Annotated in this window: 17 protein-coding genes; 9 read left to right on the top strand and 8 right to left on the bottom strand. The window is 65.4% G+C overall.

Annotation, left to right across the window (positions count from 1 at the left end; translation table 11 throughout):
• Position 1 precedes the first annotated feature (1 nt).
• The 3 genes from HNQ39_RS22740 to HNQ39_RS22730 all read right to left on the bottom strand — a co-directional run bounded on the left by HNQ39_RS22740 (position 2) and on the right by HNQ39_RS22730 (position 2,252).
• Positions 2-793, bottom strand: coding sequence for an inositol monophosphatase family protein (locus tag HNQ39_RS22740; protein WP_184202390.1), 792 nt, complete (start codon positions 791-793; stop codon positions 2-4).
• Positions 790-1,404, bottom strand: coding sequence for a hypothetical protein (locus tag HNQ39_RS22735; protein WP_184202388.1), 615 nt, complete (start codon positions 1,402-1,404; stop codon positions 790-792). The genes HNQ39_RS22740 and HNQ39_RS22735 overlap by 4 nt, the downstream gene beginning before the upstream one ends.
• 227 nt (positions 1,405-1,631) lie before the next feature.
• Positions 1,632-2,252 (bottom strand): matrixin family metalloprotease, encoded by a 621-nt coding sequence (locus HNQ39_RS22730; RefSeq protein WP_184202386.1) that lies wholly within the window; start codon positions 2,250-2,252, stop codon positions 1,632-1,634.
• Between the two features lie 81 nt (positions 2,253-2,333).
• Here HNQ39_RS22730 and HNQ39_RS22725 point away from each other — a divergent pair, with 81 nt between their 5' ends.
• The 5 genes from HNQ39_RS22725 (at position 2,334) to upp (ending at position 7,750) form a co-directional block, all read left to right on the top strand.
• Positions 2,334-3,014 (top strand): discoidin/SUN/FTP domain-containing protein, encoded by a 681-nt coding sequence (locus HNQ39_RS22725; RefSeq protein ID WP_184202384.1) that lies wholly within the window; start codon positions 2,334-2,336, stop codon positions 3,012-3,014.
• Between the two features lie 321 nt (positions 3,015-3,335).
• The gene (locus tag HNQ39_RS22720; RefSeq protein ID WP_184202382.1) at positions 3,336-5,036 is read left to right on the top strand and encodes a tetratricopeptide repeat protein; all 1,701 of its coding nucleotides are present in this window, start codon (positions 3,336-3,338) and stop codon (positions 5,034-5,036) included.
• A complete protein-coding gene (locus HNQ39_RS22715) occupies positions 4,978-6,276 on the top strand; it encodes an NEW3 domain-containing protein (RefSeq protein ID WP_184202380.1) in 1,299 nt (432 codons plus the stop codon). Before HNQ39_RS22720 ends, HNQ39_RS22715 begins: the two co-directional genes overlap by 59 nt.
• 111 nt (positions 6,277-6,387) lie before the next feature.
• Complete coding sequence (locus HNQ39_RS22710) at positions 6,388-7,107, top strand: ComF family protein (protein WP_184202378.1); 720 nt, start codon at positions 6,388-6,390, stop codon at positions 7,105-7,107.
• A gap of 22 nt (positions 7,108-7,129) precedes the next feature.
• Complete coding sequence (gene upp / locus HNQ39_RS22705) at positions 7,130-7,750, top strand: uracil phosphoribosyltransferase (protein ID WP_184202376.1); 621 nt, start codon at positions 7,130-7,132, stop codon at positions 7,748-7,750.
• 3 nt (positions 7,751-7,753) lie between these two features.
• On the opposite strand, the gene mnmE is transcribed toward upp, so the two are convergent.
• Genes mnmE through HNQ39_RS22690 form a run of 3 tightly spaced genes read right to left on the bottom strand, consistent with a single transcriptional unit; the run spans position 7,754 to position 9,865 of the window.
• A complete protein-coding gene (mnmE, locus tag HNQ39_RS22700) occupies positions 7,754-9,070 on the bottom strand; it encodes a tRNA uridine-5-carboxymethylaminomethyl(34) synthesis GTPase MnmE (RefSeq protein ID WP_184202374.1) in 1,317 nt (438 codons plus the stop codon).
• A gap of 9 nt (positions 9,071-9,079) precedes the next feature.
• Positions 9,080-9,586, bottom strand: a complete 507-nt coding sequence (locus tag HNQ39_RS22695) for a hypothetical protein (protein ID WP_184202372.1) — start codon at positions 9,584-9,586, stop codon at positions 9,080-9,082.
• A gap of 9 nt (positions 9,587-9,595) precedes the next feature.
• The gene (locus HNQ39_RS22690; protein WP_184202370.1) at positions 9,596-9,865 is read right to left on the bottom strand and encodes a hypothetical protein; all 270 of its coding nucleotides are present in this window, start codon (positions 9,863-9,865) and stop codon (positions 9,596-9,598) included.
• Positions 9,866-9,989: 124 nt separating this feature from the next.
• On the opposite strand from HNQ39_RS22690, the gene HNQ39_RS22685 reads away from it, so the two are divergent.
• Positions 9,990-10,919: a hypothetical protein gene (locus HNQ39_RS22685; protein WP_184202368.1), complete on the top strand. Its 930-nt coding sequence runs from the start codon at positions 9,990-9,992 to the stop codon at positions 10,917-10,919.
• A gap of 56 nt (positions 10,920-10,975) precedes the next feature.
• Entirely contained in the window at positions 10,976-11,314 is a 339-nt protein-coding gene (locus HNQ39_RS22680) for a hypothetical protein (protein WP_184202366.1), read from the top strand.
• Between the two features lie 3 nt (positions 11,315-11,317).
• Here the strand turns inward: HNQ39_RS22680 and moaA are convergent, their stop codons facing one another.
• Entirely contained in the window at positions 11,318-12,325 is a 1,008-nt protein-coding gene (moaA, locus tag HNQ39_RS22675; RefSeq protein WP_184202364.1) for a GTP 3',8-cyclase MoaA, read from the bottom strand.
• 59 nt (positions 12,326-12,384) lie between these two features.
• Between moaA and HNQ39_RS22670 the strand changes: the two genes are divergently transcribed.
• Both HNQ39_RS22670 and HNQ39_RS22665 read left to right on the top strand, forming a co-directional pair.
• Positions 12,385-12,885: a VanZ family protein gene (locus tag HNQ39_RS22670; protein WP_184202362.1), complete on the top strand. Its 501-nt coding sequence runs from the start codon at positions 12,385-12,387 to the stop codon at positions 12,883-12,885.
• A gap of 14 nt (positions 12,886-12,899) precedes the next feature.
• The gene (locus HNQ39_RS22665) at positions 12,900-15,404 is read left to right on the top strand and encodes a tetratricopeptide repeat protein (protein ID WP_184202360.1); all 2,505 of its coding nucleotides are present in this window, start codon (positions 12,900-12,902) and stop codon (positions 15,402-15,404) included.
• A 3-nt stretch (positions 15,405-15,407) separates the two neighbouring features.
• On the opposite strand, the gene HNQ39_RS22660 is transcribed toward HNQ39_RS22665, so the two are convergent.
• On the bottom strand, positions 15,408-16,292 hold the full coding sequence (locus HNQ39_RS22660; RefSeq protein WP_184202358.1) for an amidohydrolase family protein: 885 nt from the start codon (positions 16,290-16,292) through the stop codon (positions 15,408-15,410).
• Positions 16,293-16,298 lie beyond the last annotated feature (6 nt).

Below are 16,298 nucleotides of genomic sequence, written 5' to 3'. Positions count from 1 at the left end.
TCTACTCCGCAAAGGCCTCATCGATCAGGCTGAGGTAGGCGTCTTGGACCCCGGCCCCACAGACCACGCTCCCCGGGATCGGCCCATCGCAGCGGAGCGGGTTGCCCTGCAGGTCGGTCACGCAGCCGCCCGCCTCCCGGACAATGATATCCATCGCGGCCACATCCCAGGGCTTGTCGCCGCGGCTGATCATCCCCGCCAGCTCGCCGCGCGCCACCAGCAGGCCGGCATAGACCATCGAGCAGACCTTCAAAATCTTGCTCCCCTCGCGCTCCAGGAGGCTGGGCAGGCGGGTGAGCTCCCCGACCGGAAAGCCGCTCCACCAGATTCCCTCGACATCGGAGACCGTGGCGCGCAGGCTGGTGCCTTGAAAGGCCTTCAGGGGGACACCATTGCAGAACGCCCCCTTGCCGCGCTCCGCCGTGTACATCCGGTCGGCGTGGAAGTCGTAGGCGACCCCCACCTCCGTGACACCGTCGATCACCAGCCCAAGCGAGAACGCCGAGGTCGGGATTCCCAGCGCGTAGGGGATGGTTCCATCGATGGGATCACAGACCCAGACATGGCTCGCACCCGCGTGGGGCTGGCTGGACTCCTCCCCGATAATCGCGTGGTCGGGGTAGAGCCGGGAGAGCTCCCGGATCACGAGATCGTTGATGGCGATATCCGCCTCGGTCACGGGGGTGTTGTCGGACTTCCAGGTGCTCTCGCGGGCGGTGAGAAAGATCGTCCGGCCGATCTCCCCCGCCTGCCGGGCGAGAGAGACGGCGGTTTCTAGGTAGGTAGTATTCACTCGCCTATTGTAGCAGAGAGTTCCCCGATCAGTTTTTCGATGGTCGCGCGATCGAGCTTAGCCTCATCGGTCTGCCCGGTCCAGGCGACAACGGGGTGCTGGTACTTCGCCGTGCTCTGCTTGGTAAAGGCGAGCGTGATGGTGCTGCTGCCCGGGCGTGCTGCGGGGGCGGCGACAACAAGCGAGAGGTGCTTGAGCTCATGGCTCTCCGCCAGGGTCTTGAGCTCCGCGAGGCGTGTCTTGAGCTCGTCGGCGGTGTAGCCCCCTCGCTGGGCGCCCTTGGGATCGCTGACCTGGACAAACGACCACTTCAGCTCGGGGTGCTTCTCGATCAGGCTGTCCACGCGGCGGGCGAGCTTGAAGAAGTCTTCGCTGAGGGTCGGGGTGTAGAGGACGATCTTGGCCTCAGGGGAGGTGGCGGGGCTCACCCCACGGGTCTGCCCGTAGGTCGCGGGATTGAGGGGGGCTCGCTCCAGCCAGGGGCCGGTTGCGGCTGTCGCACTGGTGACCGGAAGGGCCTTGCCGACCTCGATGGCACGCTGCTGCCCAGACGCAGAAGCGGCCAGGCAGACAGCGGCGACGAGAAAAGAGAGTTGTTGTGATCTTTGCATAGAGTGATTCTACGTAGCAAAGATTAAAAATTTACTTCTTGTTGGAAATCATGCGGCCAGCCAGGACGGTAGACGTCCGGCTAGCCTCGACGGTAAACGTCGGGCTATGGGGCCTTCGGCCGCCTCCTCGTGCCTCGTCGGTAGAATTTCGCCGAAGGCGCGGCGGAGGAACGACGCCCTATAGCCCGACGATGTCCGTCTGGGCGATCTTCCAAGCCCCGTTGGGCTTAGCGCTTTCGGCTCGTGGCGTAGAGCTTGATCAGGGTCGCGGCATCCCGCGTGCTCAGAGACGAGCTGGTCTTGATCACCGGGAACATCACATCGCCATCGTAGGAGCTGTGCCCATTGTCGCCCTTGTTGCGCCCGACAATCCCAAGCGCGTGCCCGAGCTCGTGCTGCATGGTCGGGAGGATGATATTGCTCGCGATCCCGGTCTTGAGGGTGATCGCCCCTGACTGGATAATGCCATCGGCGGTCGGGTTGCCTGGGACAATGGCAAAGCTCACCGACGCCAGCCCGACACCACCATCAGAGGTATCGACCGTATCGCTAAACGTCACCGTGATATCCGCATCCGCCGCGGTATCGGTCTGGGTGAAGCGCACCAGGTTGCTGGTCGCCACCGACCACGAGGTCGCGCCTGCCATGACCTCGGTGGAGCGGTCCGTGGTGCCATCCTTGCCGATAAAGACCTTCAGCGGGTTGGCGGTCTTGGTGCTGGACCAGCGCAGGCTCAGAGAGAGCTCATCGAAGTAGTCCGTGGTGCTGGGAGGGGGAGTCGTGCCGCCGCCGCCACAGCCCGCGAGGACCAGCACCAGCGCCAGAGTCAGTAAAGGTTTGTTTCTCATGGGGGGATTATATCGGAAACCAAAACGGCGCTGCGGCACTCTAACAGGGGCAGTTATTTTTTTAGAGGAGAGTTTACAACCATGTTTTTCAAGCCAACCCGTGAGAGAGCCGTCTTTTTCACCCTCGCCAGCCTCGCCCTTGCCGGTGCCGCGCTCGCGCAGGACACCATCCCGCTCCCCGCCGTCTTGCCAAAGCCTAACTTTATCGGAACCCCCTCCGATGCACCCGCAGGCGCCAATGTCGAGAAGCCACTAGGCCGACCGCGCCCCATTCCCCAGGTACCCAAGGGAACGGTCAACCTGGCCCTCAAGAAGAAAGTCACCGCCAGCAAGGCACCCTACGAGGGCTCGCTGGATCTCATCACCGATGGTGTCAAGGACGCCAAGCAGGGCAGTGCGGTCGAGATGTACCCCAAGCTGCAGTGGGTCCAGATCGACCTGGAGGCAGCCTCTGAGCTCTCCTACGTCCTGGTATGGCACTTCCACGAGCAGCCGGTGGTCTTTCGCGATGTGATCGTGCAGGTCTCCAACGACCCTAAGTTCGTGGAGGGCGTGACGACACTCTACAACAACGACGCGGACAATAGCGCCGGTCTTGGTATCGGCAAGGACCGTGAGTACTTCGAGACGAGCGAGGGCCGCCTGATCGCTGCGAATAAAGTAAAGGCGCGCTACGTCCGTCTCTACAGCCGCGGTAGCACCTACACCGACCCGCTCAACCGCTACACCGAGGTCGAGGTCTACGGCCTTCCCAGCAAATAACCCTCCATTACTGGCTACGAAGGTAGCCGTAGCCCTCTCAAGCCCGAGGACTTGTTCCTCGGGCTTTTTGTTTTGCCCGCCTGCTCCGAGTAACCTCTCCCTCCCCCAGCCCCTCCCCGGGTACCCTCTGGGTGCGGGCAGTCGTTCCTCCTTGGGGAAGAGAGGGGAGCCCGACTCAGAACCCCCTTCCCCAGCGAAGAATGAGCGCCCGGGGGAGGGGGCAGGGGGAGAGGTTGGCATCGCCACCGGAGAGGGGCTGGGGGAGAGGTTGGCTCCGTCACCGGAGAGGTTATGCTCCCCGACGTGCTATAATCTCTCTGCATGGCCGACATCACCAACGTCAACCTCGTCTTCCTCCGAAAAGCCCGCGGCTTGGCCCCGCTCTCTCGCTACGCACTCCAGGACGATGGGACGCTCCTGGTCTCGGTTCCCGATGAGCTGGAGGTTCGCACGTTCCATCTCGTGCGCTACTCCGAGCAAGGGCGGAGCCGCACGCTCCACACCTACAACGTCGAGACCCTCCGCAAGACCGAGATCACCCCCGATGGCTCGTCGTATGTCGGCACCACCGACGATGACCTCTACCTCTTTCGCGAGGCGCGCAAAACCCGCTTCCTCTCCGACCGGCGCGCCTCCTACACCGATATCTCGCTTGGGGCCGAGGCCGCGCGCTTTGGGACCGCGTTCTGTGACCTGCTCGGCTCCGGGCACTCGGTCGCGCTCGGGGAGCTCGATGGGCGCTTGCTCTGGACAAAAGATATCGCCTATCCCATCAGCCGCATCTGTATCGACCGGGGCGCACGCTACCTTGCTATCGCGGGGGAGAGCGGCGATCTCTCGCTGGTAGACTACACCCGCACCACGATCTGGAGCCACCGCCAAGAGGTGCCACTGCTGGCGGTCGCCACAGCGGGGCCAGAGCGCACCGCGTTTGCCACGGGCGGGCCAGAGGTCGAAGCGGGCGGGGTCGGGCTGGTCGGTAGCGATGGCGTCCTCCTCTGGTTCACCGAGCTGGTCGGCACCCCCATTGATGTGGCCATGGACGCCACCGGGCAGAGTATCGCGGTGCTGCTCGCGCTGGACCATGGGAGCGGGCGCTTGGTGTTCCTCAACGACGAAGGCATGCCGATCTGGGATATCGACTTTGAGGACGCGCGCCCGACGGGAATCTCCGTGGCTCCGGGGGGACGCTTTGTGGCCGTGAGCCTGCGCGATGGCAGCCTGATCGCCTACGAGCTCACCTTTGGGGAGCGCATGGCCTCGCTCTCGGAGGAGGCAACCCTCGCCGAGGCCCGTGGCGCGTGGGACAAGGGTAATGTGGCAGTCGCCGCCGAGGTGCTCCGTGCGCGTCTGGACGCCGTCCCCTCCGATCTGCGGGCGTGCCAGCTGCTGAGTGACGTGCTCGCGGACCTGCGCCAGCGTGCGCTTGGTGCCGCAGAGACAGCGGAGACGGTCGGGGACTTTGTGGGAGCGGCGGCGCACCTCGCGCAGGCCCTGCAAGACCTGCCCCACGACCTCGTGCTGACACAGGCGAGCGCTGCGCTTCAGGAGCGCTGGTATCAGGCGAAACTTTTACAGGCACAGGCCGCTCTAAGCGAAGGGAACACCGATGCAGCCGAGGCGGCTTTTCTGGAGGCGATTCAGGCCAACCCCCTCGCGACTGATGCTCGGACGGGGCTCGCTCAGGTGCGCTATGCCGCTGCGGAGAGTGCGCTCTCCCGTGGCAGGGGGCTCCTGATGCGGGGAGATGCTGTCGGAGCGATCCTGGCCTTCACCGAGGCCCGTCAGAAGGGAGTCTCCGGGCCAGACCTGAACGAGCTTGTTCGTCAGGCACGGGTCACGGAGGCGATGGCCCTGGGCAACGCGCTCTACCAAGACCAGCAGTACGCCGCAGCGCTGTTCCAGTACAAGAAAGCCCTGCGTCTGGACCCGGACAACGGTGAGGCGCTTCAGAAGCTCAGATATGCTCAAAACTTCCTTCAGGACACACAGCTCTCGGATCGCTTTAGCCGCTTGGAGTAGTCTTCTCTTTGCTCTGGCGGCGCACGCACAGGCCCCGGAGGGCCGCCAGACCGCACCCCTTGCCAACAGCGGGGCATCCTACGAGCGCAAGCGGATCAAGCGCACGGTGACGCTAGACTCCCTGCAGGGCTGGGATCTCCTCTACGACACCCCCGAGGGCCGTGTCTACTTCGACTGGGACTCGCAGTTTCTCTACCTGGCGGTGCAGACCAAAGACGAGACCGAGGTCCGGTTTGATCTGGATGCCAATGGAGATGGCTGGTTTCAGGGGGCAGAGAACTTCAGCATCCGGCTCCTCAAGTCCGCGACCGGAGTCACGCCGCTGGTGCGCCGCTTCGACAATGTCCAGAACAAAGAGCACCCGGTCTGGGCCGAGGTATTGCTCCCCGAGGGCAGTGTGAGGGGGCACCAGCTGACCACGGAGCAGGGAGTTGTCCAGCTTGTTGCACTGCCGATCGGGCTCCTCGGGACGGGCCGGAAGCCCGGTGCGGAGGTGGGATTTCGGGCTCTCTGGGGGGGCGCCGCCCTCGCCGAGCCGCTGCCCGAGCTCCCCTTGCTCCGCCTGCAGCTCACCGACGACAGCGAGGCGCTTGCGGGGCCGCTCGCGGCGCACCTGAGCCTGCGCGACCGGGCGCTGGTGGCGGGGGGACTCGTCCGGGGGACACTGGAGCTCACGAACTCAGGGCTGAAGCCGCTCTTCCTGAAGCAAGTATTCTTGCCCGATGGGACGGTGATCGTGGACCTCAAGGACCCCATCATGATCCTCAACCCGGGCGAGCGCCTCAAGAAAGAGTTTCGCTTTGTCCTGCCCGAGGGACCTGAGCCCGCCAGTGTGGTGCTCCGGGGCGGGGCCGAGCGCGAAGAGGGCGGGGTGAGTGTTGTCGCACTGGCGAGTGTGGAGCGGCAGGAGCCCTACGCGCTCTCCCTGGACCACGATATCAAGCCCATCCTCAGCGCGGCCCCCGACGGCCCCGCGCGTCGCCGGCTCCTGGTCGCGACGATCACCGGGCGGCGTGAGGGCAAGACAAGTGGCCTCGTCCACCTCATCCTGCCATCGGGCTGGAGTGTCGAGGGCGAGGTAAAGCGCACGATCTCCCTATCCTACCCCAACGAGCGCCGCAGTGTCAGCTTCAAGCTCAGCGCTCCCGCCGGGCTCGCACCGGGCCGCTATCCCGTGGAGGCGCTGTGTGAGATCGGGGGCAAGTCCTACCGTGCCAAGGTGGATTTTACCGTCCAGTAGAGAATGTACCTCTTGCAGAAGTCATGGCGCTGAGCCCCTGAGAACAAGTCTTATGGTTCCGGCGAGGCGTGGTTCCGGTAACTTTTGCAGGAGGTATAATGTTCCGCTCCGATGCGTGCACTTGCTGGCTTTCTTGACCTGATCTACCCGCCCCGCTGCCTGCTCTGTGAGAGCTGGGAGGAGCCGGTGCTCTGCTCTGCGTGTGTGGCCCAGCTTCCCACTGTCCCAGAGCCGGTGTGTGTGGTCTGTGGGCACCCGAGTGAGCCCGAGCGTGTCTGCCGGCTCTGCGAGGCGGCGGCGGACCGGTGGGGCGGCTGGGCGTTTGAGAGCGCACGTGCGGCGGGGCGGCATGTCGGGGCGCTCCGCTACGGTCTCCACTTGCTGAAGTACCGAGGGAAAGAGTCGCTTGCCGAGCCCCTGGGGGCGTGGCTCGCGCACCGCTATCTCACGGAGCTCCGTGGCACGGCACCGCCTGAGCTACTGGTCGCGCTCCCACTCTCCGCGCGTAAACGGCGCGCGCGTGGCTACAACCAGGCGGCGCTCCTTGCCCAGCCGCTTGCGGAGCAGCTCGCGCTCCCGGTCTTACCGGAAGGGGCGTTTGTGCGGGTGCGTGCCGAGCAGTCCCAGATGACCTTGGGGGCGGCGCAGCGCCTCGCCAACCTCTCCCCGACGGACTTTGAGGTTACGGACCCGGCTTTGCTGGCGGGCAAGCGGCTGCTCCTGATCGACGATGTCATGACCACGGGGGCGAGCCTGCACTGCGCCGCCGCTACGCTCCTCAAGGCCGGGGCGGCGGGGGTCGAGGCGCTGGCGCTCTCCCGCTCGTTCTGAGCCGGCGGTGTAAAATGGGGGTATGGCAATCCATCTCTGCTCCCACCCGCTGGCCCAGCACCTGCTCACGGGCCTGCGCTCTACCGAGACCAACCCCCAGCACTTTCGCCCGCTCGCACGGCGCTTGACCACACTCCTCGCGCTGGAGGCGACCGCTGATCTCCCGACCATGGCCTCCCCGATTACCACCCCTCTGGAGCCAATGGAGGGGCAGGTCCTTGCCCATGGGATTGTGGTGATCCCGATCCTACGGGCGGGGCTGGCGATGCTGGAGCCGTTCTTGGAGCTCTTTCCCGATGTCTCCGTGGGCTACATCGGGCTGGAGCGCGACCATGCGACCGCGGTGGCGGCGAGCTACTACTGCAAGCTCCCACAGGTACAGGGCTGCACGACCCTGGTGGTGGACCCGATGCTGGCCACGGGCGGCTCGGCGGGCCAGGCGATCGACCATGTAAAGGCGGCGGGCGCGACCGATGTCCGCCTCGTGTGTGTGGTGGCGGCTCCCGAGGGCGTGGCGGCGGTCGAGGCGGCGCACCCCGATGTCCCGATCTACGCCGCGGCGCTGGACCGGGAGCTCAATGCGAAAAAGTACATCTGCCCCGGCCTCGGCGACTTCGGCGACCGGCTCTACGGGACGCTCTAGCGCTCACTTGCCGATACAGAACCGGGAGAAGATTCCCTGGATGATCTCCTCGCGGGTGGTCTGGCCCGTGAGCTCCCCAAGGGCGGCGAGGGCACCGTGCGTGTCCACGGCGATCAGCTCGGCGGGGAGCCCAAGGGCGAGGGTCACGCGGGCGTCGTGGATTTGGGCAGCGGCGCGGCGGAGGGCATCTTCGTGGCGGGCTCGCGTGAGCAGGGGGGCGTCGCTGGCGGGAACCGATGTCCCGATCACCGCTTGGACCAGCGCATCGAGCCCCTCCCCGGTGCGGGCGGAGATCGCCACGGCGGGGTGGGGGGCAAAGCGCTCCAGCTCTGGGGAGGCCAGATCGGACTTGTTTACCGCGATCACAAAGCTCTGCTCGGGCAGGGCGAGGGGCTCGGGGCGGGTGGCATCGACCACGACAATCACCACATCGGCGGTCGCGACCGCGGCACGGGCACGGGCGACCCCGATACGCTCCACGGGATCGTCGGTCTCGCGCAGCCCGGCGGTGTCGAGGACGCGTACCGGTACGCCGGCCAAGACCAGCTCCTCGGCCAGAATGTCGCGGGTCGTGCCGGCGAGCTCCGTGACAATGGCGCGCTCCGCTCCGGCGAGGGCGTTCAGAAGCGAAGACTTCCCGACATTGGGGGCACCGGTCAGGGCGACGGTGAGCCCTTCTGTGAGCCGCCTGCCGTACGCCGCTCCCGCCAGGAGACGCTCCAGGCGCTGCGCGGCGCGGCCGAGCGGGGCCTCGACAGTCTCCGGCACGAGCTCGCCCACGTCCTCCGGGAAGTCGATCGTCGCCTCCAAGCGGGCGAGGGCTTCTTGGAGCTCGGCGGCGATGCGGTGCGCCTCCTGCGAGAGGCTCCCGTCGAGCTGGCGGCGGGCGGCGCGCTGTGCTGCCACGGAGCGTGCAGAGATCAGGTCCGCGAGGGCCTCCGCTTGGGCGAGGTCGAGCTTCCCGTTGTGAAACGCCCGCTCCGAGAACTCTCCCGGACGTGCCAAGCGAGCCCCGGCGGCCAGGAACGCCTGTAGGACCTGAGCCAGGGTGAGCATCCCCCCGTGCCCCTGAAACTCGACCACATCCTCACCGGTGAAGGAGTGCGGTCCGATAAAGTGCACCAAGAGGCCATCGTCGAGGGATTCCCCGCTCTGCGGATCGTAGACCGTGGCACGCTTGAGCAGGCGAGGTGGCTGGTCTTGAAGGGAGCGACGCACGACCTGCGCGGCGATTGTCCGCGCATTGGGGCCGGAGAGGCGGACGATCCCCACGCCCGCGGCACCGGTGGCGGTGGCGATTGCCGCAATGGTGTCAGTCATGCGAGCGGACTACCGTGGCGGCGCGGCAAAGGGACGCTGGCCGGGGATATCCAAGGGGGGAGCCTCGGAGTTGAGGTCCTGTGACTGCCCGGTGCGTGCCCCCCCTAGGTTGGGGATCAGGCGGGTGGCGTTCATCAAGAGGGGATAGAGGGAGACTACGGCGATCACCCCATTGAGCAGGGTCCCGACCAGGCCAAAGAGAATATTCCACCAGCCGATCTGGTGCTTCCGGCGTTCATCGAGCATGAGAAAGACCAGCCCCACGGGGATCGCCAGCATGGGAAAGAGGACGCCCATCGCCACCGACGACCAAAACGCAGCGGGGGACTCACTCCGCAGCTCGGGAGCGGGCAGGGGGCGTGCCAGTGGAGGTGCTCCGGCGGGGACGGCGCTCATCGGAGCAGGCGCGGCGGCAGGCGGCGGAGCGCTCAGGACCTTGCCACACTTCCAGCAGGCAGCCTGGGTGGCAAAGTTATTGGAGCCGCAGGCGGCGCAGACAACACGCTCGTTGGACATGGGGCAGCCTTACTGAGGAAGCGTCGGTTCGGGGCGTGCTAGGCCGCCGTGTTCTGGAGTCTTTTCAAAGGGATTGAAGCCACTGGTGCGAAAGGCCATCATGCCCAGAAATCCAACCGCAAGAATCACGACAGCAACCATAGTCGCCCGACGGCCCTTGTCGGCGTTGGAGAGCTTGGGGACGATCACATCGGTGGTGGTGGTGACACTGGTGGAGTTAAATTTCTTAAGATTGAGCCCCGTGGACTCGGTCTTGGGAGAATTGCTAGGATCTGCCATAGTAGCCTCTTTGTACCATGCCGCAGAAAAAGAATCTTGAAACTTTTTGAGGACCAACCGATTCTAACGGCATACAGCTTGTATACGCAAGACTGGGACAGAGTGTGACCAAGTGAGCAAAAAAATGACCCCTGAGGAAATCACGACCGACGATAGCAACGAGGAGGCCTTTGCTTCTCTCCTGAAGCAGGCGTCTTCGGCACCGATGGTGACCATGCTACCGCCAGGGCTCTCCGAGCGGATCGCCGCCTCGACCTATGCACGCCCGACCCTTTGGGACAAGCTCTCACGGGTTCTGCGGCCTGCTCCGGCTCGCTTTGCCCTTGCGGGTGCGCTCACCGCTGCAACTCTCAGCGCGGTCTTCCTGCCCCGGCTCTCAAAGGTGACCGTGCCGCCACCACCTGGCACGCCCGCGCCCCTTGCGCCGTCTGCTGCCCCTAAGCAAACAACTCCTACAACGCCGTCCGCTCCCGTGTCTGCTACGCCGACTCCCGCGACGCCTGCCCCGGCCCTCGCCGCCGCGCCGACACAGCTTGCGAAGAGCACCGAGCGGCCCGCGACGCCAGAGTCCAAGCCTGCGCCTAAGCTGGAGCGTGCCACCCCTGCGCCGCGCGCAGCGGTGACTCCCATGAAAGAGCAGCCTAATCGGGACCTGAAGCCGCAAGTCGCGGCGGGGGCACCGGCACCTCTTGTCGCCTCGCCCACCGGACAGGTGACTCATGAGGTAGCCCCGACACAGCTCGCGGCGCGAACCGGGAGCACCAAGCTAGAGCCTGAGACCGCACCGACTCCCGCTCCGGCGGTGGTTAGCCCCGTGGTGGTCGCTAAGCGGAGCCCACGCCTGGAGACCGCGCTAGCCAGTGCGAGTGAGCCCGAGTCCACACCGACCACTGCCGCGTCGGAGACCGAAGAGGCCAGCCGTGCCCTCCGTAGCATGCTGACAAGCGTGGTGGGGAAGAAGAAAGCGCCCGATATTTCGTCGCTCTCCGCCTCTCGGAGTGGTCAGACAGCCGCGGGAACCGGCCTCTCGGTCGTCCGTGCGGATGTAAACTAGGAGTGGTACAATTGGCGTGGCGCATGGCGTTGCTATAGCGCTTGCTGGAGGAGACAATGGGACGGACAGCCCTTCGTTGCACCTGTGGTCAGCGTATTGGTGAGCGGGAAGTTCTGCGGGCCGGGTACTATCCGCGCCCTTTTGGTCCAAGCTATGTCCTCGTGCGCTACCGCTGCTCTCGTTGCCGGCGACGTGGGGAGCAGTTTCTTCGCCAGGAAGAGTGGGACCAGGGAATTCTCTCCGACGCTACCCTAGAGCTCGATGTGCCTGCCCGTACCAGCTTTGCGGCTCAAGGAGCCATTACGCTCCGGGAGCAAGCGGCCTTCCACCACCAGCTCGACAGCCTCGGGCTTCAGGAGCTCCTCTCCGAGTTCGAGCCCCGCGCCGACGAGTAGCGGCTAACCACCAATCTGTGACATCATCCGCAGGCTCCCCCCACGGGAGAGCCGTCCCTCAAAATCACTCTGAATGGGCTTGTGTACGAGGGCGGCGGCGGTGTGCTCCAGGATCTCTTGATCGGAGCAGCCCGCCCGAAGCGGCCCGATCAGATCGTACTCAAAGTTATCCGAGAGGCAGGGAACGAGCTTGCCATTGGCGGTAAGCCGAAGCCGGTTGCAGCCATCGCAGAACTTATGGCTGATCGGGTTGATCACCCCAATCGTTCCCAAGGCACCGGGAATGCGGAAGTTGCGGCTCGTGCTCTCCGGGGAGTCATTGAGCGTTTCAAGATCAGGCCAGAGCCGCTGAAGCGTGGCGAGCGCCTCCTCATTGCTGACATAGTGGGCACGCCACTGCGCGGGGCTCACCTCCCCGATCGGCATGTACTCCAGAAACCGCACCGAGAGCGGGCGCTCCTGGGTCAGCCGCCCAAACGCCGCCACTTCATCGTCGTTGATTCCCCGCATGAGCACGCAGTTGAGCTTGATGGGGGAGAAGCCAATCGCCAGCGCCGTCTCCAGCCCCGCCCACGCACGGGCAAACTCCGCACGCCGCGCTAGCTTCTCGAAGCGCGCCTCTTGGAGGGTGTCCATCGAGAGGTTCAGCCGCCGAATCCCCGCGTCCCAGAGGCCTTGGGCATCCCGCTCCAGCAGGATACCGTTGGTGGTCAGGGTTACCTCCTCAAGCCCCGGGATCGCCATGAGCTGTGCGGCCAGCTCGGGAACCCCCTTGCGGACCAGTGGCTCGCCGCCCGTGAGCCGCACTTTCTTCAGCCCGACACTTGCCAGGACCCGAATGATCCGCACGAGCTCCTCGAAGCTCAGCACGTTGTCTAGGTTCTCAAAGGGCACTCCCGCCTCCGGCATGCAGTAGACACAGCGCAGGTTGCAGCGATCCGTGAGAGAGACACGCAGGTACTCGATCCGTCGGCCAAAGCGGTCTGAGAGGGCAAGGGGCAGGGGAGTCATCCCTTGATTATACGCAATATTTCCAGGAGATGCTGAGAATTCGGTATACTCTATACTCTGTGCTGCGAAGTCTTCTGCGAGTCCTGATCTTTATCCTCCCCTTGCTTCTCTGGATTGGGCTGGCTGCCTTGGTGGCCACGGAGCTCGGAAGCTACCAGCGCTCCTGGATACTGCTCCACCAGCTCCTCGACTTTATCCAGCCGGGCTTCTACTACGGCGATCCCTCGGTCGTCTCGATGTACCAGCTCACCCAGGCGACCCGTAAATTGGCCCATGTCGTGGTCTATGCGGTGCTGACGATCTTAGTGATCCGGCTTGCGCAGCGGGGCCGCTCCGAGCTCCGGTTTCGCTCCTTGGTGCTCGCGGTGCTAGTTGCCGGGGCGGTTCTTGCGCTCGAGGTCTACGTCCGCCGCTACCACTCTGAGGGGACGCGCCATGTCCGTGCGGAGCAGTTTTTGCTCGATGGGATTGGGGTCGGACTGGTCCTGATCGGGGCTGTTGTGTTCTTTTTTCAGAAAGCACTGGAGCGCTGGTTGCTTACCGAGCCTAAAAACGGTTAAAATCCGCGCTAGCTGTGTCACACTACGAGATTAAACTGTTTGGGACCTTTCAAGTGCTGCGCGACGGGGAGCCGATTGCGCACTTCCGTACCCAGCGCGCCCGTGCAATTGTCGCCTACCTGGCGCTCTTTCCAAAACAACACTCCCGTGAGCGTCTCTGCGATGCCATCTGGCCCGATGCGCTCCTCGAAGAGGGCCGCTCACGCCTGCGCCAGGAGCTCTCCGTCCTCCGCAAGACCCTGGAGCTTCCCAGTCAGGAAGAGCTTCTGATCGCGGATCGGCTGACCCTGGGGCTCCGTCCGGGGAGCTTCACCACCGATGTCGCCGCCTTTGAGCGCGCCTACCGTGCCGGCGAGTGGCGGCTGGCGGCAACCCTCGGTCGGGAGCCCCTGCTGGAAGGTTTCTGGGACGAGTGGGTCTTACAGGAGCGAGGGCGGCTGGAGCTCCTGGGAGAGAGCGCCCAGAGCAAGTGCACCGAGGCGGTCCCCCTTGTCGCCGCTCCGCTTCCGCTGGCCTTGCCCCTGCCCCTCACCCGCTTCTTTGGGCGTGAGCGTGAGCTAAACTGGCTGGTGGAGGCCCTCACCGAGGGGACGCGGCTGGTGAGCCTGACGGGCCCGGGCGGGAGCGGGAAGACCCGGCTGGGAATCGAGACCGTACGGGCGCTCCAGCGGGCCCACAGCGCGTCCCCGGTCTTTGTCTCCTGCGGCGACTTGGAGGCGCTCTCCCGGCTCCCCGAGGCGGTGATTGTCGCCACGGGAAACCTGCGGCAGCCCCTCCAAGACCCTCTTGAGCAGGCGACGGAGATACTCCAGCAGCTGGAGGCTCCGCTGCTCGTTCTAGATGGCATCGAGCAGCTCGTCCCCCGGGGAGCGCCGCAGCTGGTACGCACCCTGCTGACAACTATCCCCACCCTGCGCTGCATCGTGACAAGCCGACAGCCTCTGGATCTGGCAGGAGAGCGGGAGCTTCCTGTCATGCCCCTGGCCGTACCCGAACAAGGGCTGACAGCGGAGCGGATGTACCTCTGTGCCTCGGTGCGGATGTTCCTCGACCGTATCCAGGCAAAGCGCCCCGAGTTCTCGCTGAACGCACGCAACGCCGAGGCAATTGGCGAGATCTGTCGGCGGCTGGAGGGACTCCCCCTCGGGCTGGAGCTGGCGGCGGGACGCTGCCGTGAGCTGAGCCCCGAGGCCTTCTTGGAGCGCTACTCCCAGCGCCTCCACGAGATCGAGGCCCGGGATCGGGATATCCCTGCCCGCCACCGGAGCCTGCGCGCCCTGATGGAGGGGAGCTACCGCGAGCTGACCGAGGCGGAGCAGCAGCTCTTTGCCCGTCTCTCGGTCTTCTCGGGAGGCTGGACCCTCGCGGCCGCGGAGGCGATCTGCGGCGAGGGAGTGGGGGAGATCCTCGATGAGTTGGCGACCCTGCGCGACCGCTCGCTGGTCTTTGTGGAGGAGCGTGGGGCGAGCCAGCGCTGGAAGATGCTGGAGCTGCTGCGCGCCTTCGCCACCGAGCTACTCCCCCCCGACGAGCGCCGGGGGCTTCTGCGACGGCACACGCGCTACTGCTGGGAGAACGCGGCAACCCTACTCACCGACCCGGCGGAGACGGCGAACCTTCGTGGCGCGGTCGAGGCGGCGTTTGAGGAGCTGGCGGACCCTGCCCTCGCGCTGGAGCTCTGTGTCCGGCTGAAGGACTTCTGGCTCTACCGGGGGCACCTGCGCGAGGGCCTCGCCTATCTGGAGCGGGCTCTAGGCGCGACCGAGGGCGCTCAGGGGGTGCGGGCGGAGGGCTTTCGGATCGCGGGGATTCTCTCCCGACGCGCGGGCGATCGTGAGCAGGCCCGCCAGTGGCAAGAGACCGCGCTCGCTCTCTACACGGCGGTGGGCGATGAGGCGGGAGTCGCGGCGGTGCACAACAACCTGGCCGTGCTGGCGCGGGTGACGGGCGACCTGCAAGAGGCGCTCCGCCAGCACCGGGAGGCGCTTGCCCTACGACGGCGGCTGGGAGACACTGCGGGCGTGGGGTCCTCGCTGAACAACCTTGGGGTGACCTACCGGGCTCTTGGGCGTGGCGCGGAGGCGCTGGAGAGCCTGCAGGAGTGCCTGACCTACTACGAGACCAACTCCGTGGGGGCGGGGGTGGTGCATATCAACCTGGGCTGGGTGGGGCTCCTCCTGCACGACCTCACGCTGGCGACTCAAGAGTTCGGGGTGGGGCTAAAGCTCGCCCTGGAGAACGACCTGACCTCCTGGTTCCCCGAGCTCTGGGAGGGAATCGGCGAGCTGGCTGCCCAGCGTCAAGACGGGGAGAGTGCCGCGCGGCTCTGGGGAGCCGCCGCCTTGGAGCGTCGCCGCCAGGGCCTTCCGCTCGCCCCCGAGGACCAGCGGGAGCACGACCAGCGACAAGCAGCACTGGAGACGTTGCTTGGCCCGGAGCGCCTGGCGACCCTGCTGGAAGAGGGCAAGAGCCTGAGCCTGGAGGCGGCTCAGGCGCTCGCCCAGAGTTTTTGCGTCTAGGCCCTACTTCTTCAGGCCGTAGAACGCCTCGGCATTGTCGTGGAAGAGCTTGCGCTGCTCGTCCTCGGGGCGGTCCTTGACGATCTCTCGAAGGGTCTCTACCCAGCCACGGAAAGTCGTGGCGATATTACAGACGGGCCAGTCGCCGCCAAACATCACCCGATCTGGGCCGAACGCGTCCAGGGTGGGGACAATCACCGGGGTGAGCGCCTCGACCGCGTTCATGCCGGGCTTGACGGTCTTGACGATCCCGGAGACCTTGCAGACGATATTGGGGCGCTTGGCGAGCTCTTTGATATCCCGCTCCCACTGTGCTTGGTTGGGGTTGGCCGCCATGCCATTGCCGCAGTGGTCGAGGATAAAGCGGGTCTTGGGGCACTTATCGACCAGCTTGGCCGCGTCCGAGAGCTCGGTGGGACGGATGCAGATATCAAAGCTCAGCCCCAGCTCCCCGAGTAGCTGGATATTCTTGACATAGGTCGGCTGGAGGCAGAGACCGCGCGGTGCATCCGGGACCTGAAGTACCTGGCGCAGGCCCTTGATATAGGGGTGGTAGGGGCTCTTGGCGAGCATCTTGGCGTAGGCGGCAAAGCCCGGTAGCGCCGGACGACACGAGACTACCCCGGCAGCCATGACGGTCTTACGGCTCGCACTGAGCCCGGCGACATACTTGGCCTCGGCGACCTGCTGCTTGGGCGCGACATCGACCTCCATGTAGACCGTCTTCACCACATTCAGCCCCGCAGTCGCCTTGGCGTAGTCCTTGAGCGTCATGCTGTGGTTGAGCTTGGGCTCGGTCTTGAGCCAGGGCGGCTGGAACTTGGTGAAGTCCCAGAGGTGCTGGTGGGTGTCGATAATGGGAAGGGTCTCTAGAGTCAAACGAGCCATCGTAGG

This window comes from Armatimonas rosea, assembly GCF_014202505.1.
Classification (GTDB): domain Bacteria; phylum Armatimonadota; class Armatimonadia; order Armatimonadales; family Armatimonadaceae; genus Armatimonas; species Armatimonas rosea.
Note: the sequence above shows the minus strand (reverse complement) of the source record. Positions and strands in the feature narration are given on the sequence as shown.

What these genes read in the sequence shown, in the direction of transcription:
- HNQ39_RS22735 (WP_184202388.1), bottom strand. Translation starts at nt 1,404, where the DNA reads ATGCAAAGATCACAACAACTCTCTTTTCTCGTCGCCGCTGTCTGCCTG.
- HNQ39_RS22730 (WP_184202386.1), bottom strand. Translation starts at nt 2,252, where the DNA reads ATGAGAAACAAACCTTTACTGACTCTGGCGCTGGTGCTGGTCCTCGCG.
- HNQ39_RS22725 (WP_184202384.1), top strand. Translation starts at nt 2,334, where the DNA reads ATGTTTTTCAAGCCAACCCGTGAGAGAGCCGTCTTTTTCACCCTCGCC.
- HNQ39_RS22720 (WP_184202382.1), top strand. Translation starts at nt 3,336, where the DNA reads ATGGCCGACATCACCAACGTCAACCTCGTCTTCCTCCGAAAAGCCCGC.
- HNQ39_RS22715 (WP_184202380.1), top strand. Translation starts at nt 4,978, where the DNA reads ATGCTCAAAACTTCCTTCAGGACACACAGCTCTCGGATCGCTTTAGCC.
- HNQ39_RS22710 (WP_184202378.1), top strand. Translation starts at nt 6,388, where the DNA reads ATGCGTGCACTTGCTGGCTTTCTTGACCTGATCTACCCGCCCCGCTGC.
- upp (WP_184202376.1), top strand. Translation starts at nt 7,130, where the DNA reads ATGGCAATCCATCTCTGCTCCCACCCGCTGGCCCAGCACCTGCTCACG.
- mnmE (WP_184202374.1), bottom strand. Translation starts at nt 9,070, where the DNA reads ATGACTGACACCATTGCGGCAATCGCCACCGCCACCGGTGCCGCGGGC.
- HNQ39_RS22695 (WP_184202372.1), bottom strand. Translation starts at nt 9,586, where the DNA reads ATGTCCAACGAGCGTGTTGTCTGCGCCGCCTGCGGCTCCAATAACTTT.
- HNQ39_RS22690 (WP_184202370.1), bottom strand. Translation starts at nt 9,865, where the DNA reads ATGGCAGATCCTAGCAATTCTCCCAAGACCGAGTCCACGGGGCTCAAT.
- HNQ39_RS22685 (WP_184202368.1), top strand. Translation starts at nt 9,990, where the DNA reads ATGACCCCTGAGGAAATCACGACCGACGATAGCAACGAGGAGGCCTTT.
- HNQ39_RS22680 (WP_184202366.1), top strand. Translation starts at nt 10,976, where the DNA reads ATGGGACGGACAGCCCTTCGTTGCACCTGTGGTCAGCGTATTGGTGAG.
- moaA (WP_184202364.1), bottom strand. Translation starts at nt 12,325, where the DNA reads ATGACTCCCCTGCCCCTTGCCCTCTCAGACCGCTTTGGCCGACGGATC.
- HNQ39_RS22660 (WP_184202358.1), bottom strand. Translation starts at nt 16,292, where the DNA reads ATGGCTCGTTTGACTCTAGAGACCCTTCCCATTATCGACACCCACCAG.